Source organism: Actinomadura sp. NPDC047616, assembly GCF_040642915.1.
GTDB lineage: Bacteria > Actinomycetota > Actinomycetes > Streptosporangiales > Streptosporangiaceae > Spirillospora > Spirillospora miaoliensis.
In genome coordinates, this window is sequence record NZ_JBEYTB010000006.1 from 156,215 (window position 1) to 170,488 (window position 14,274).

Sequence of the window (14,274 nt, forward strand, 5' to 3'; positions counted from 1 at the left end):
AAACGATCTTTCGCCGCCGTGCCGGAGCCGCCGACCACTCCGATCACACGAATCACAGGGGGAGCAGACATGGCGAGAAATCACTGAGGAAGCGTCTGAAGGGCGGCAGTTTCCACTGTGGACAGGCGCCCCCGCCATGACGTAGATCCAGAATTGTGACCTACGACACCACGCCCCCAGCCGCCGGCACGCCCAGCCGCCGCGTCTTCCTGTCCGTCTCCGCGGCGGCCGCCGCGGCCACCGCGGGAGTCACGCTCGACGGCCGTCCCGCCGAGGCGGACTCCGGACGTCCGAACGGCCCCGGCAGGCCCGTCACCGCCCAGCACCCCGACGCCGAGCTGCGCGCCCTGCTGCGCGAGATCGACCACCGCCGCATCGAGGCGACGGTGCGCAGGCTCGTCGGGTTCGGCACCCGGCACACGCTCTCGACCCAGGACGACCCCGCACGCGGCATCGGCGCCGCCCGGGACTGGATCTTCGCCGAGATGAAGAAGCACGCCGCGGCGTCCGGCGGCCGGATGACCGTCGAGCTGCAGTCCTACGTGCAGGAACCGGCCAGCCGGATCCCCGTCGCCACCCGCATCACCAACGTCGTCGCCACCCTGCGCGGCAGCACCTCCCCGGACCGCGTGTACGTGGTGTCCGGGCACTACGACTCCCGTGTCAGCGACGTCATGAACGCCACCGCCGACGCGCCCGGCGCCGACGACGACGCCTCCGGCGTGGCCGTCGTCATGGAACTCGCCCGCGTCATGGCCACCCGCCGTCCCCGGGCCACGATCGTCTTCGCCGCCGTCGCGGGGGAGGAGCAGGGGCTGTACGGCGCGCGCCACATGGCCACGCGGTACAAGGCCGCCGGGACGGACGTGCAGGCCATGTTCACCAACGACATCGTCGGCAGCAGCACCGCCGACGACGGCACCCGCGACCCGCGTACCGTCCGGCTGTTCGCCGAGGGGGTGCCCACCGCGGAGACGCCCGCCGAGGCGAACATCCGCCGCTCGGTCGGCGGCGAGAACGACTCGCCCTCCCGCCAGCTCGCCCGTTTCGTGACCAGCGTCGCCGAGAACGACGCCACCGGCATGAACGTCCGGGTCATCTACCGCCGCGACCGCTACCTGCGCGGCGGCGACCACATCCCCTTCCTCGAACAGGGCTATCCCGCCGCCCGCTTCACCGAGCCCCACGAGAACTTCGACCACCAGCACCAGGACGTGCGCGTCGAGGACGGCAGGCAGTACGGCGACCTGCCCGAGTTCTGCGACTTCCCGTACATCGCCCGTGTCGCCCGGGTCAACGCCGCCGCCCTCTGGTCGCTGGCCCAGGCGCCCGGCACGCCGAAGAACGCCAGGATCCGCACCGACCGGCTCACCAACGACACCGACCTGGTCTGGACCCGCGGCACCGAACCCGACCTGGCCGGGTACGAGATCGTCTGGCGCGAGACCACCAGCCCCGACTGGACCCACGTCATCCCGGTCGGCGACGTCACCGAGGTGCGCGTCGACCTGTCCAAGGACAACGTGTTCTTCGGCGTGCGCGCCGTCGGCAGGGCCGGCCACCGCAGCCCCGTCAGCTTCCCCCTGCCCTCCTGACCCCGTGACCGGGGAGGGCCACTTCCGGTGCCCTCCCCCGGTCACGGGCGGGGGATGTTGCGCAGGTTCGAACGGGCGAGCTGGATCATGCGGCCGACGCCGCCGGTGAGGACGAGCTTGCTGGTGGTCGTGGCGAAGCCCGCCAGCTGCCGCCCGGTGATGCGGGGCGGCAGCGACAGCGCGTTGGGGTCGGTGACCAGGTCGACCAGCGCCGGGCCGTCGTGGTCCAGCGTCTCGCGGAGGGCGTCGCGCACGTCCTTGGGGTCCTCGACGCGCACGCCGTGGGCCCCGGCCGCGCGGGCGATCGCCGCGTAGTCGGTGGGGGGATAGGTCGTGCCGTGCGGCGGGAAGCCCGCGACCATCATCTCCAGGTCGACCATGCCGAGCGAGGAGTTGTCGAACAGCACCACCTTCACCGGCAGGTCGTACTGCGTCAGCGTCAGGAAGTCGCCCATCAGCATGGAGAACCCGCCGTCGCCGGACAGCGAGATCACCTGCCGGTCCCGGTGGGTCAGCTGCGCGCCGATCGCCTGCGGCATCGCGTTGGCCATCGACCCGTGGTTGAACGACCCGATCACCCGGCGCCGCCCGTTCGGCGACAGGTAACGCGCCGCCCACACGTTGCACATCCCGGTGTCCACGGTGAAGATCGCGTCGTCGGCGGCCTCCTCGTCCAGGACCGCCGCGACGTACTCGGGATGGATCGGCCGGTGCCGTTCCACGTCGCGCGTGTACGCCGCGACCGCGCCCTCCAGCGCCTCGGCGTGCCTGCCGAGCATCCGGTCGAGGAACCGGCGGTCGGTCTTCTCCCGCACCCGCGGGATCAGCGCCCGCAGGGTCTCCCGGACGTCGCCCCAGACCGCCAGGTCCAGCGTGCAGCGGCGGCCCAGGTGCTCGGGCCGGATGTCGACCTGGACGATGCGCACGTCGTCCGGCAGGAACGCGGTGTAGGGGAAGTCGGTCCCCAGCAGGATGAGCAGGTCGGCCTGGTGCATCGCGTCGTAGGCGGCGCCGTAGCCCAGCAGCCCGGACATGCCGACGTCGAACGGGTTGTCGTACTGGATCCACTCCTTGCCGCGCAGCGCGTGCCCCACCGGCGCCTTGACGCGGTCGGCGAACGCCATCACCTCGTCGTGGGCGCCTGCGGTCCCGCTGCCGCAGAACAGCGTGATCGCCTCCGCCTCGTCCACCAACCGGACCAGCGCGTCGATCTCGGCGTCGGCGGGCCGCACCGCCGGACGCCGTACGACCAGCGCCGACTCGCCCGCCTGCGGCGGCGCGTCCCGTCCGGCGGTGTCGCCCGACATGCTCACCACGGCCACACCGGACAGGCCCACCGCGTGCTGGACGGCGGTCTGCAGGATCCGCGGCATCTGCGCCGGATCGGAGATCAGCTCCGAGTAGTGGCTGCACTCGGCGAACAGCCGGTCCGGGTGGGTCTCCTGGAAGTAGGCGGTGCCGATCTCGGCGCTGGGGATGTGCGCGGCCAGCGCCAGCACCGGCGCCATGCTGCGATGCGCGTCGAACAACCCGTTGATCAGATGCAGGTGGCCCGGACCGCAGCTGCCCGCGCACGCCGCCAGCCGCCCGGTGAGCTGCGCCTCGGCGCCCGCCGCGAACGCCGCGACCTCCTCGTGCCGCACCTGCACCCACTCGATGGCGCCGTTGCGGCGCACGGCGTCGGTGACGGGATTGAGACTGTCCCCGACCACGCCGTACAGCCGCTTCACCCCGGCCTGCACGAGGATGTCGACGAACTGCTGTGCGACGCTCTGCCTGGCCATCTGCGCACCCTCCGTCCGGCGGCGGCCCGCCGGTCGGGTCACCTACCCCCTCAGGGGCCGCGCACACGGCCGCACTCGCGCCGCCCGCCGGGCCGCCCGATCAGGAAACCCCAGGCCACACCGGGTGCGGCGGCCGGACGCCGGAGCGAACTCGGGCGAGTGAACCCGCCGCTTCCGGTGATGAAAGAGGGGCACGAATCGGAGCGGTTCCGCCGGGGGAGGATCGCATGGAAGTGCTGGCGGCCGGCGCCGCGACGCCGGCCGATCTGGTGGCGGCACGTACGCAGATGGGGATATCCCTCGGCTGGCACATCATCCTCGCCTGCTTCGGCGTGGGCATGCCGGCGCTGACGGTATTCGCGCAGTGGCGCGGCATCCGGACCGGCGACAAGGCGTACGAGCGGATCGCGCACCGCTGGGCCAAGGCGATGGGCGTGCTGTTCGCCGTGGGCGCGGTGTCGGGGACGATCCTGTCGTTCGAGATGGGCCTGCTGTGGCCCGGGCTGATGGCGACCTACGGGCAGGTGCTCGGGCTCCCGTTCGCGCTCGAAGGGTTCGCCTTCTTCATCGAGGCCATCTTCCTGGGCATCTACCTGTACGCCTGGGACCGGCTGCCGCCCCGCCTGCACCTGCTGACCGGGCTGCCGGTGTGCGTGGCCGGGGTCGCATCGGCGTTCTTCGTCGTGAGCGCCAACGCCTGGATGAACCAGCCGCGCGGATTCGACCTGGAGAACGGCAGGGTCACCGGCGTGCGCCCCTGGGCGGCGATGTTCAACCCGGCCACCCCCTGGCAGACCATCCACATGATCCTGGCCGCGTTCATGGTCACCGGCTTCGGCATCGCCGCCGTGTACGCCGCGGGAATGCTGCGCGGCCGCCGCGACCGCTACCACCGCATCGGGCTCCTGCTGCCGTTCACCGTGGCGGCGGTCATCACGCCGTTCCAGATCTTCGTCGGGGACGTCCTGGCCCGGTTCCTCGCCGACCGCCAGCCCCCCAAGCTCGCCGCCATCGAAGGGCTCAACCAGACCGGCTCGCACGTCCCCCTGTCCGTGGGCGGCCTCTACCTGGACGGGGAGATGCGGTACGCCATCCGCATCCCGAACGCGCTGTCGATCCTGGTCGGCTACCGGCCTTCCACGGTCGTCCAGGGCCTGGACAAGGTGCCGGTCGCCGACCGTCCGCCGGTCAACCCGGTGCACCTGAGCTTCCAGCTGATGGTGGCGATCGGGTTCGCCCTGCTGCTGCTCGGCATCTGGCTGGCGATCGTGTGGTGGCGCCGCCGCGACCTGCCCCGCACCCGCTGGTTCCTGTGGCTGACCGTGCTGTCCGGCCCGGCCGCGGTGCTCGCGCTCGAAACCGGCTGGATCACCACCGAGGTCGGCCGCCAGCCCTGGGTCGTCTGGCAGCACCAGCGCACCGCGGACGCGGTCAACCCGGCGCCCGGCCTGTGGGTGGGGCTGATCGTGGTGCTCGCCGTGTACGTCGTGCTCACCGTGACCACCGTCTACGTCCTCAACCGGCTGCGCAGCCAGCGCGTCACCGCGCCCCAGGAGGGCTGGGCGGAGGAGTACGCGCCGTGACCGCCGCGCAGTGGCTGCTGATCCTCGCGTGGGCGGGCCTCACCCTGTACGCGCTGTTCGGCGGGGCCGACTTCGGCGGCGGGTTCTGGGACGCGCTGGCCGGCGGCGCCCGGCGCGGCTACGCCCAGCGCAAGCTGATCGAGCACTCCATCGGCCCCGTCTGGGAGGCCAACCACGTCTGGCTGATCTTCGTCCTGGTGATGTTCTGGACCTGCTTCCCCGGAATCTTCGCCTCGGTGGCCTCCACCCTCTACATTCCGCTGACCCTCGTGGCGATCGGGATCATCGCGCGCGGGGCCGCGTTCGCCTTCCGCAAGGCCAGCACCGAACTGTGGCAGCTGCGGCTGTTCGGCGGCGCGTTCGCGCTGTCCTCGGTGCTGACCCCGTTCTTCCTCGGCACCATCGCGGGCGGCGTCGCGTCCGGACGCGTCCCCTACGGGCTCGCCGCCGGCGACATTGTGACGAGCTGGTGGAACGCCACCTCGCTGATGGCCGGCGCGCTGGCGGTCGGCACCACCGCCTACCTGGCGGCCGTCTACCTCACCGGCGACGCGCGCCGCGGCGGCGACCCGAAGCTGGCCGACGTGTTCCGCCTGCGCGGCCTCCTCACCGCCGTGATCACCGGCGTCATCGCGATCCTGGGCATCTTCGTCGTGCGCGCGGACGCGCCGTCGCTGTACGCCGGGCTGACCGGCCGCGCCCTGCCCCTCGTCGTCGTCTCGGGCGTCGCCGGGCTCGCCTCCATGGTCACGCTCGCCTTCCGCAGATACGCCCTGGCCAGGATCACCGCCGCGCTGGCCGTCGCGGCGGTCCTGTGGGGCTGGGCCGTCGCGCAGTACCCGGTGATGCTCCCGCCGAACGTGACGGTGCCCGAGGCCGCCGCCCACCCCGCCGTCCTCCACGCCACCCTGGGCACGGTCATCGCGGGGATGGTCCTGCTCGTCCCGTCCCTGCTGTGGCTCTTCGCCCTCTTCCAGCGCCCCACGCCCAGCCCCCCGCCCAAAACCACCGACCGATAACGACCTCGGGTGCGGCTCTCAACAGCACGCCCGGCCGGCGCGGAAGAGCAACAGGTGGGCCGGTCGCCGGTCAAGGGAAGGTGGGGCGGACGGGGACGCCCAGGCCCTCGTGGGGTTGCCAGAGGCGCAGGGCCAGCAGATAGGCGCCGAAGATGATGACCGGCGTGAGGTGTGCGCACAGGGGCGAGCGCCTGCCGAACCACAGCAGGAACGCCGCTACGGGAGTCGCCGATACGGCGGACACGACGCCCAGTGTCTCAAGGGCCGAGCCCGGCCGGTTGACGCATTCGAATGTGCCCGCGCCGCCCGAGCCGCCGCAGACCTGGCCCGCGATGTTGGAAATGAAGTTGTACGGCACGATCAATTCGTAGAGGAAGAGATCGACCAGGCCGCCGAAAAGCCACGCGACCACGCCCAGCGCCAGGCCGCCCACAGCGAGGTCGTCGCGCCCTTGGGCGACATCCTTCGCCGCCAGGACCGCGAGCGTCGCGACCGTCGCCATGACGGCCAGGGTCACCAAGGCCCACGCCGCACTCGACGCGGTGAAGGGGGGCTCGTCGGCTGGTGCGGACGGCCAGGTCATGAGGGTCGTGACGAACAGGAATGTGATCGCCGTCCAGCCTCCGGCGAGGATCACGCGTCGGTCCGTTTCCATGCGGTCAGACATTACTTCCGATCACCAGTTGATGATCAGCTGTCATGGCACCTCCCCCCGTGGGGGCGGTGTGTGTGGGGGGCGGCGCACGGAGGCCGCGTGTTCACGTGCGCCGCCAGAACGAGAGCACGCACCGCGAGCGCGGCGCGCGGTGCGTGCGGGCGGCGGTCGGCAGGTCCCGGAGCTGCGGGTCGGTCCGGGGGGCCGCCTTTGCGGGTGGGTGCTAGTCCTCCCTGATGAAGCAGTCGGAGACGTAGCCCTCCACCTTGGTCCTGTTGTTGATCACGTAGGTCCAGTGGTCCTTGACCTCGCCGTTCGGGCAGGTCACCGGGTCGGCGAAGCTCTGGCCGCCGTTCCAGGTGAAGCCGTCGCCGGGGTTGCCGTGCCCGCGGACGTGGCCGTTGAGCCGGGGAACCGCGCGGATCTTGACGCCGTGAGCGGTGAAGTCACCGCCACGGCCGTCGGCGGCCTGTGCCGCGGGGACCGGAGACAGCAGTCCGGCGACCAGTGACGCGATTCCCATGAGGATCGTTCTCGATGCCTTCAACATTTCCTCCGTGAAGGTGGTCGTCCGCACCGGGACTCAGCCGCAGCTCTGCCTCAGCCCGGCGTCCGGCTCGAAGTTGTCGCCGCCCGCGAAGTAGATCTCCGGCACCCAGCCGAGCTTGCCGTTGTCGGCCTTCGTGGCGGCCCACCAGTCGTTCGCCAGGTTGCCCAGACGGACGGTCCCGCCCCGGCACTGGTAGCCGAAGAACCAGTTGGCGCTGCCTCCCTTGCGGAGATGGCCGATGATCCCCGACCCCTGGTCGTGGTTGGCGTAGACGGGGACGTTGCCGCGGCTCAGCGGGCAGTACTGCACCTTCTCGTACTCGGGGTGCGGTACGGGGGGCGCGCACGGTCGGTCATCGGCGGCCAGCGCCGGACCGGGCGCGAAGAAGCCCGCCGCGACCAGCACGCCGAGCGCGACGTGACTCCCCGTCACTCTGTGGAGAAAGGCCCCTGACGGTGTGATCGCCTCCATGGCCGATCTTCCCCTTTCTCTGTGATCTGATGGTGACATTCTGTAATCGTTGCTGCTGAACAGGTATCCGGGAAACCTCGTACATCGGCCTTGCGGCGGTTCCCGCCGCGGTCGCCCGGCGTCGGCCGTCGGGTGTCACTCCAGGTCGAGATCCTTGGGCACGTCCGTGGGGCGCAGGTCACCGCGGACGTCCTGCAGGCGGGCCAGGTGGCGCCAGCGGCCGTGGCTGGTGGCGATGTCGACGGCGACCTCCACGACCAGGGTGGGAGTGACGCGGGTGTAGGGGGTCGGCGGCCGGGCGGTGGGCAGGCCGCCGAACCAGCTCGCTGGCAGTTCGGCGGGCCAGGGATGGTCTTCGGCGGCGGGCGTGCGGCGGAAGTCGTCGACGGCGGTCGCGAGCATCGGCGTGAAGGGACAGCGGACAGGCATGACGCTGCGCCCCCCAAAGCCAGCCGAGATCGCCCGCCGCTAGCCCTTCATTTCCCGGATGAGCTGCGCAAACCCTTCTCAGAGCGGTGCGGGCGCGGCGGACGCGGGGGCCTGCGCGGGTGCGATGACGGCCGTGGAGGCGTTGGGCGGGACGAGCGGCGACAGGGGCGCGGTGAGCGGCATCCCCTCCCGGCGGCGAGGGACGCGGGGTACGAGTCATCATCCCTCGGGCTGATCTTTCACAGCCGCATAACAGCCCAATTGGTGGATCACTGGATTAGCCCCGAAATGACACACTCAACGGGCCAAAATGCTCAAGCCGGGTCGCCGTCGCCGGACCACGCGGCGACCGGGCCGCGAGCGCGCCCACCCCCCGGGGCGGAACACAACACAGCGCCGCACGCGCGGCGTGACGCACAGGTGCTTCCGGGTGCCCGGGGGAGGCGGCGAACGGCTCTTCCGGCGTCCGCGTGGCGTCCGGAAGGGGCCACAACCCCCCACAGGAAGGACCTGCATGCGTTTGAGACCCAGGATCCTCACGGTCGTGACGGCGGGCGCCGTGCTCGTACCGGCCGTGCCCGCAGTCGCCCTCGCCGCACCCGACAGCCGGCTCGCCCCGGCCGGGGACACGACGAGCGGCATCGAGAAGAAGCGCGTTGACAGCGTGCCGACCCCCAAGCTCGGCTGGTACAAGTGCTTCGACATCGCCGAGTGCGCGACGCTCCGTCTTCCGCTGGACTACGACAAGCCCAAGGGCGCCACCACCGAGATCGCGGTGCTGCGGGTCAAGGCCCGCAACCCCAAGAAGCGGATGGGCAGCCTGTTCGTCAACCCGGGCGGTCCGGGCGGTCAGGGCACCGCGATGGCGTTCCAGGCGGCACAGTTCCTCGGTGACGACGTGCTGGACCGCTTCGACATCGTGGGCTTCGACCCGCGCGGCATCGGCTTCAGCGACAACGTCAAGTGCTTCCGGAACGTCAAGGACCAGACCAAGGCGTTCGCCGGGCTGAACGTCGCGTTCCCCATGGGCGGCAAGGAGGAGCGGGCGTTCGTCGCGTCGGCGAAGGCGCTCGGCAAGGGCTGCTCCACCACCGGCAAGTCGCTGGCGGGCGCGATGTCCACCGCGGAGGCCGCCCGGGACATGGACGTGCTGCGCCGTGCGGTAGGCGACAAGAAGCTGACCTACCTGGGCTTCAGCTACGGCACGGCGCTCGGCCAGTACTACGCCAACATGTTCCCCGACCGGACGCGGGCCGTGGTGGCGGACGGCGTCATCAACCCGATCTCCTGGGTCGGCACGTCGAAGACCGCCGGGCAGATCCTCGACGACCGGCTGCGTTCGGCCGACGGCGCGTACAAGGCGCTGCGGGAGATCCTGGCCCGCTGCGGCAAGGCCGGCGCGACCAAATGCGAGTTCGCCCAGTACGGCGACCCGGTCAAGAACTTCGACACGCTGGCCAAGCGGCTGAAGGCCAAGCCCGCCGACCTCGACGGCTACACCGTCACCTATGCCGACCTCGTCGGCGGCATGCTCGGCATGCTGTACGACCCGCAGGGATACCAGGGCATCGACTCCTCGCTCACCGAACTGTGGGCGGCCACGTCCGGCACGGGCACGGCGCGGGCCAAGGCCGCGAAGAAGGCCCTGGCCGACCGCATCGCGGCGCGCCGCGCCCAGGTCGAGCGCGAGAAGAACGCCGCCGGCAGGGTCTCCGTCCAGGACTTCCCCTACGACAACAGCCTGGAGGCGTTCAGCGGTGTCACCTGCACCGACGGACGCCACCCCAAGGACGCCGGGAGCTGGCCCGCGCTGACCGCCAAGTCCGACAAGCGCGCGCCCTACTTCGGCCGCGCGTGGGGCTGGAGCAGCGCCCAGTGCGCCGGCAGGACGTGGACGGTCCGTGACGAGGACGCCTACACCGGTCCGTTCAACCGCCGCACCAGCGCACCCGTCCTGTTCGTCGGCAACTACTACGACCCGGCGACCAACTACATCGAGTCCGTCTCCTCCAACAAGCTGCTGCCGGGCAGCCGCCTGCTGTCCAGCGACAGCTGGGGGCACACGGCCTACGGCACCTCGGCCTGCGTGACGAACGCCGTCGACCGCTACCTCGTCCACGGCACGCTTCCCGCCAAGGGCACGGTCTGCGTCGGCGACATCCAGCCGTTCGCCGCCGACCCCGCCACGGCCCGCAAGGACCGGGGCGCGGCGGACGCCTCCGCCATGGCCGCGCAGGTCAAGGCCGGCGGCGCCGCCAAGCAGCTGCCGCCGGTGGCCACGCCGGTGCCGCCGTCCGTGCTGCTCGGCACCCGGTGACCTAGAGAAGACACGACGCCGGGCGGATCGCTTGACAAGCGATCCGCCCGGCACGTGCGCGGCGGCCCGTCAGAACGGGCAGGTCGACCTGTACTCCTGGACGGCCGAGCTGTTTCCGGGCGGGCCCGGGCACAGGATCTCGTTGTAGCGGGTGTCGTTGTCGACCCACCGCTTCATCCAGGCGATCGTGTATTCGGCGATGGTCTCGTTCTCGACGGTGAAGCAGAAGTGCCCGCAGTTCTCCAGTTCCAGATAGGCCTTCTCGGCGTTTCTGATCGACTCGTAGAACGGCTCGGCGTGCGCGCCGGTGCCGGCGATGAAGTCGTTGTCGGCTCCGATGAGGAACGTCGGGACGCTGATGTCGCCGAAGTCCACGCCCACGTCCCAGGGCGCCAGCGGGACGGCGGCCTTGAGGGCGGGCATCTGCCGGGCCGCGCGCAGGGTGCCGCCGCCGCCCATCGACCAGCCCATGACGGCGAGCCGGGACGGGTCGAGACGGTCCCTGACCGTGGTGTCCTTCTTCAGATAATCCAGCGCGGCCAGCAGTTGCGCCGCGCGCGCCTCGGGCAGGTCCAGCCCGGTGGTCGTCTCCAGGGTCATGACGACGAAGCCCTCGGACGCCAGCCGCGGCCCGTACCAGCTGACGGTCAGTTCCGGAGAGACGAATCCGGGAATGACGGCGATTCCGCCGAAGGGCCCCTGGGCGGTGTCGGTGGGATAGTAGATCGTGCCTTCGCGGATGCCCGGATGGCTGAACGCCGACACCTTCTTCTGGGCGACCTGGAAGGGGCCGCGTTCGGCCTTCAAGCTCGCCTCGGTCGGCGCGGGGCCGCGCTGGTACGGATTCGCCGCGCTGCTCACCGCGGACTGTGCGGCGGGTGCGTACATGGCTCCCGTGACAAGCGCCGCGATCACTGCGATCGCTCTCAGCGATTTCCTCATTGGCCACCTTTCTCCAGGCCGTACGCCGCTGGGAAAGGGCCGTGAACGACCGTCCGTCAAAACGGTCGGCATGCGCGTTCCTGGGCGGCCGGCTCGGTGCGGTGCCGATGATTCTGAGTCACTTCCGCGGCATTGACTTCGCAGCCGCCGACAACGTTTCTCGAGGCTCTTGTCAGTCGGCTGTGGCGGTGCCGGAGCGTGGTCGAACACCTGTGAACCGGGCCCGCACGTGAATCAGGCCCGCACGGCACAAGGCAGCCCGTGGAGCCGGCGGCGGCAGGTGCCGGGCCGCCGGCTTCACGGGCTGCCTGGTCGGATGCCCCCGGACGCCGCACGCGTCCGGGCGAGGGCCTACTCGGTGCGGAGACGCTCCGGGGCGGCGGCGCGGGAGAGGAGACGACCGGACGCGGCGGTGACGGCGGCGGCGGCCGCCACGGCGAGCACGACCATGAGCAGGGCCCGGCCGACCGTCCAGGCGATCATCGGCAGGCTCGTTGCCGAGATGGTCGGCGTCATGCCGACGAGCGTGGCCAGGGCCGCGGCCGCGCACACCGGAGTCGCGGCGATGAGCGTCTGGCGCACGGCCGCCCGCCGCAGGGACGCCACCGGCGCCCCGACCGCGGCCAGCGCCGCCATGGAGCGACCGCTCTCCAGCAGCGATTCGGCCCGGTGGACCACCAGCGCGGTGACCGCCACGAGCAGGGCGAACAGCAGCGCCAGATAGGTCAGTCCGAAGCTGACCAGCCAGAACCGCTCGATCGGCTCGCCCGTCGAGGAGGCGTTGTAGATCACGTCCCACTCGATGGCGCCGGCGCCCGTGCCGAAGACGACCACCAGGCCGACGACCGCCATGGTGCGGCCCGCGGCGCGGGGGTCGGCCTCCAGGGCCCGCGCCGCCAGGAGCGTCTCCGGGCGCCGGGCCCGGCGCCCGGCCAGGCGGGCCCCCTCCAGGACCAGACGGCTGGCGCCCACCACGACGCCGAGGAGGGTGGCGACGGCGCCGAGGACGAACAGCGGCGCCCCGACCTTGTCGATCGAATTGGTGAGCGCGCCCACGACCATGAGCAGCATGCCGATGGGCAGCGGGATCATCGTGGCGCGGGCCGGATGGGGACGGGCGCCGCGCCGGGCGACGCGCAGCGGCGAGGTGACGACGTGGCGGGACACCAGCAGGCTGACGGCCGCCGCTGCCGCCACCACCAGGACGAGAACGACCGGAACCACCCAGGGTGCGATCGCGTACCGCCCCGTGTCGCGCACCCCCAGGGCGGCCATCGCCGCCCGCTGCGCGCACACGTAGGCGATGCCCCCGATGACCGCCCCCGCCGTGCCGATGCGGGCCGCCTCGACCGCCGCCAGCCGCCTGACGTCCCTCGGTGTGGCGCCGGCCAGCCGCAGCGCCGCCAGCCGCCGCTCCTGGGTGGCCTGGGCGACCCGTCCGCTCTGGTGCAGCAGCGCCAGCACCGGGACGACGAGCAGCGCCAGCGCCAGCGCGGTGCCCGGCCGCAGCCCCGCCTCGCTGACCAGCCCCGCCCACGCGGTGTAGGTGGTGCCCCGGATCAGCAGCAGGTTCACCGCGCCGAGCAGGAAGAACGTGGCCAGGGCGGCGCAGCAGGTCAGCAGCCGGCGCCGCCGCCGTTCGGCGCGGGAGGTGCCGCGCGCCAGCATCGCGGCGACGTCGAACAGCATGCGCCTCCCGCCCCGGGTCATCGGGTCACCGCCGGGACCTCGGTCACCACGCCGTCGCGCACCACGACCTCGCGGTCGGCGAACGCGGCGATCCGGTTGTCGTGGGTGACCAGGACGACGGTGGCGCCGCGCTCGCGGGCCACCCCGAGCAGCAGGCCGAGCACCTCCTCGCCCGCGACGCTGTCGAGCGCGCCGGTGGGCTCGTCGGCGAAGACGACCGCGGGCTCGGTGGCCAGCGCCCGGGCCAGGGCGACCCGCTGCGCCTGGCCGCCCGACAGCTCACCGGGCCGCAGCGACGCGCAGTCGCCCACGCCGACGCGGTCCAGCCATTCCCGCGCGGTCTCGGACGCCTCCGCGCGGCCGGCCCCGCCGAACATCAGCGACACCGCCACGTTCTCCTCGGCGGTCAGCTCCGGCACCAGCCCGCCGAACTGGAACACGATGCCGAACGCCTCGCGCCGCAGGCGGGTGCGGGCGTCCTCGTCCAGCTCGTCCAGGCGGGTCTCGCCGTAGTGGATCTCGCCCTCGTCGGGGGCGACGATTCCGGCCAGGCAGTGCAGCAGGGTGCTCTTGCCCGAGCCGCTCGGACCGGAGATCGCCACGACCTCCCCGGCCTCGATCGTCAGGGACGCGCCGCGCAGCGCCTGGGTGCGGCCGAACGTCTTGGTGACGTCGCGGGCGTGCAGAAGCGGACTCATCGGCTGATCTCCTTGGTCAGGTCGGCCAGGCGGTGCACGGCCAGTTCCATCCACCGCAGGTCGGCGTCCAGGTGCAGCAGGGCGTAGTCGGCGGCCAGCACCTCGGCGGCGGACGCGCCGGGGGCCGTCTTGGCGCGGGTCAGCTCGCGCATCCGCTCAAGGTGGGCGGCGCGCTGCCGGTCCAGCCCGGCGCGCGCGTCGCCGCCCGCCACCAGTGCCATGACGACCCGGCTGAACAGGGCGCCGCCGACGTAGGGGAGGGGCGGTTCGGTCTCGGCGAGCCAGGCCCGCATCCGCTCGGTGCCCTTCGCCGTCAGCTCGTAGACAGTGCGCTCGGGCCCGCCCTCCTGGACGACCTCGGCGACGGCCACGAACCCGTCCCGCTCCAGCCGCTGCAGCGTCGAATAGACCTGGCCGTACGGCAGTGGCTTGGCTCCCGGCAACCGCTCGTCGTGTTCCCGCTTGAGTTCGTATCCGTGCTTGGGGCGCTCGGCGAGCAGCGCCAGCAGGATCTGCGGTGTCGACATGCCCGCGACTATACA

At 71.9% G+C, this 14,274-nt stretch carries 13 protein-coding genes; 4 read left to right on the forward strand and 9 right to left on the reverse strand.

The features are described from left to right. The first annotated feature begins 155 nt into the window (after nucleotides 1-155). Complete coding sequence (locus tag ABZ801_RS16465; protein WP_360698440.1) at nucleotides 156-1,595, forward strand: M20/M25/M40 family metallo-hydrolase; 1,440 nt, start codon at nucleotides 156-158, stop codon at nucleotides 1,593-1,595. A 41-nt stretch (nucleotides 1,596-1,636) separates the two neighbouring features. Here the strand turns inward: ABZ801_RS16465 and ABZ801_RS16470 are convergent, their stop codons facing one another. After that, nucleotides 1,637-3,379 carry a pyruvate dehydrogenase gene (locus ABZ801_RS16470; RefSeq protein WP_360698442.1) on the reverse strand — a complete coding sequence of 581 codons (1,743 nt, stop codon included), beginning with the start codon at nucleotides 3,377-3,379 and terminating at the stop codon, nucleotides 1,637-1,639. Between the two features lie 227 nt (nucleotides 3,380-3,606). Between ABZ801_RS16470 and ABZ801_RS16475 the strand changes: the two genes are divergently transcribed. Continuing rightward, a complete protein-coding gene (locus ABZ801_RS16475; protein WP_360698444.1) occupies nucleotides 3,607-4,962 on the forward strand; it encodes a cytochrome ubiquinol oxidase subunit I in 1,356 nt (451 codons plus the stop codon). Further along, complete coding sequence (locus ABZ801_RS16480) at nucleotides 4,959-5,981, forward strand: cytochrome d ubiquinol oxidase subunit II (RefSeq protein WP_344943462.1); 1,023 nt, start codon at nucleotides 4,959-4,961, stop codon at nucleotides 5,979-5,981. The genes ABZ801_RS16475 and ABZ801_RS16480 overlap by 4 nt, the downstream gene beginning before the upstream one ends. A gap of 70 nt (nucleotides 5,982-6,051) precedes the next feature. Here the strand turns inward: ABZ801_RS16480 and ABZ801_RS16485 are convergent, their stop codons facing one another. The 4 genes from ABZ801_RS16485 to ABZ801_RS16500 all read right to left on the reverse strand — a co-directional run bounded on the left by ABZ801_RS16485 (nucleotide 6,052) and on the right by ABZ801_RS16500 (nucleotide 8,059). Then, nucleotides 6,052-6,636 (reverse strand): hypothetical protein, encoded by a 585-nt coding sequence (locus tag ABZ801_RS16485; RefSeq protein ID WP_360698447.1) that lies wholly within the window; start codon nucleotides 6,634-6,636, stop codon nucleotides 6,052-6,054. 223 nt (nucleotides 6,637-6,859) lie between these two features. Then, complete coding sequence (locus tag ABZ801_RS16490; protein ID WP_360698449.1) at nucleotides 6,860-7,159, reverse strand: hypothetical protein; 300 nt, start codon at nucleotides 7,157-7,159, stop codon at nucleotides 6,860-6,862. 60 nt (nucleotides 7,160-7,219) lie between these two features. Continuing rightward, the gene (locus ABZ801_RS16495) at nucleotides 7,220-7,618 is read right to left on the reverse strand and encodes a hypothetical protein (protein ID WP_360698451.1); all 399 of its coding nucleotides are present in this window, start codon (nucleotides 7,616-7,618) and stop codon (nucleotides 7,220-7,222) included. 174 nt (nucleotides 7,619-7,792) lie between these two features. Then, nucleotides 7,793-8,059: a hypothetical protein gene (locus tag ABZ801_RS16500; protein ID WP_360698453.1), complete on the reverse strand. Its 267-nt coding sequence runs from the start codon at nucleotides 8,057-8,059 to the stop codon at nucleotides 7,793-7,795. Nucleotides 8,060-8,600: 541 nt separating this feature from the next. Here ABZ801_RS16500 and ABZ801_RS16505 point away from each other — a divergent pair. Next, nucleotides 8,601-10,403 carry an alpha/beta hydrolase gene (locus ABZ801_RS16505; RefSeq protein WP_360698455.1) on the forward strand — a complete coding sequence of 601 codons (1,803 nt, stop codon included), beginning with the start codon at nucleotides 8,601-8,603 and terminating at the stop codon, nucleotides 10,401-10,403. Nucleotides 10,404-10,472: 69 nt separating this feature from the next. On the opposite strand, the gene ABZ801_RS16510 is transcribed toward ABZ801_RS16505, so the two are convergent. From ABZ801_RS16510 to ABZ801_RS16525, 4 genes are all read right to left on the reverse strand, one after another. Next, complete coding sequence (locus tag ABZ801_RS16510) at nucleotides 10,473-11,264, reverse strand: alpha/beta hydrolase (RefSeq protein ID WP_360698457.1); 792 nt, start codon at nucleotides 11,262-11,264, stop codon at nucleotides 10,473-10,475. A gap of 432 nt (nucleotides 11,265-11,696) precedes the next feature. Then, complete coding sequence (locus ABZ801_RS16515) at nucleotides 11,697-13,034, reverse strand: FtsX-like permease family protein (RefSeq protein ID WP_360698459.1); 1,338 nt, start codon at nucleotides 13,032-13,034, stop codon at nucleotides 11,697-11,699. Nucleotides 13,035-13,051: 17 nt separating this feature from the next. After that, nucleotides 13,052-13,732 (reverse strand): ABC transporter ATP-binding protein, encoded by a 681-nt coding sequence (locus ABZ801_RS16520; RefSeq protein ID WP_360698461.1) that lies wholly within the window; start codon nucleotides 13,730-13,732, stop codon nucleotides 13,052-13,054. Then, nucleotides 13,729-14,259 carry a PadR family transcriptional regulator gene (locus ABZ801_RS16525; RefSeq protein WP_344943490.1) on the reverse strand — a complete coding sequence of 177 codons (531 nt, stop codon included), beginning with the start codon at nucleotides 14,257-14,259 and terminating at the stop codon, nucleotides 13,729-13,731. Before ABZ801_RS16525 ends, ABZ801_RS16520 begins: the two co-directional genes overlap by 4 nt. Between the last annotated feature and the right edge of the window lie 15 nt (nucleotides 14,260-14,274).

Coding starts and splice junctions, on each gene's coding strand:
- ABZ801_RS16470 (WP_360698442.1), bottom strand. CDS start 3,379: ATGGCCAGGCAGAGCGTCGCACAGCAGTTCGTCGACATCCTCGTGCAG.
- ABZ801_RS16485 (WP_360698447.1), bottom strand. CDS start 6,636: ATGGAAACGGACCGACGCGTGATCCTCGCCGGAGGCTGGACGGCGATC.
- ABZ801_RS16500 (WP_360698453.1), bottom strand. CDS start 8,059: ATGCTCGCGACCGCCGTCGACGACTTCCGCCGCACGCCCGCCGCCGAA.
- ABZ801_RS16475 (WP_360698444.1), top strand. CDS start 3,607: ATGGAAGTGCTGGCGGCCGGCGCCGCGACGCCGGCCGATCTGGTGGCG.
- ABZ801_RS16520 (WP_360698461.1), bottom strand. CDS start 13,732: ATGAGTCCGCTTCTGCACGCCCGCGACGTCACCAAGACGTTCGGCCGC.
- ABZ801_RS16490 (WP_360698449.1), bottom strand. CDS start 7,159: ATGGGAATCGCGTCACTGGTCGCCGGACTGCTGTCTCCGGTCCCCGCG.
- ABZ801_RS16505 (WP_360698455.1), top strand. CDS start 8,601: ATGCGTTTGAGACCCAGGATCCTCACGGTCGTGACGGCGGGCGCCGTG.
- ABZ801_RS16525 (WP_344943490.1), bottom strand. CDS start 14,259: ATGTCGACACCGCAGATCCTGCTGGCGCTGCTCGCCGAGCGCCCCAAG.
- ABZ801_RS16515 (WP_360698459.1), bottom strand. CDS start 13,034: ATGCTGTTCGACGTCGCCGCGATGCTGGCGCGCGGCACCTCCCGCGCC.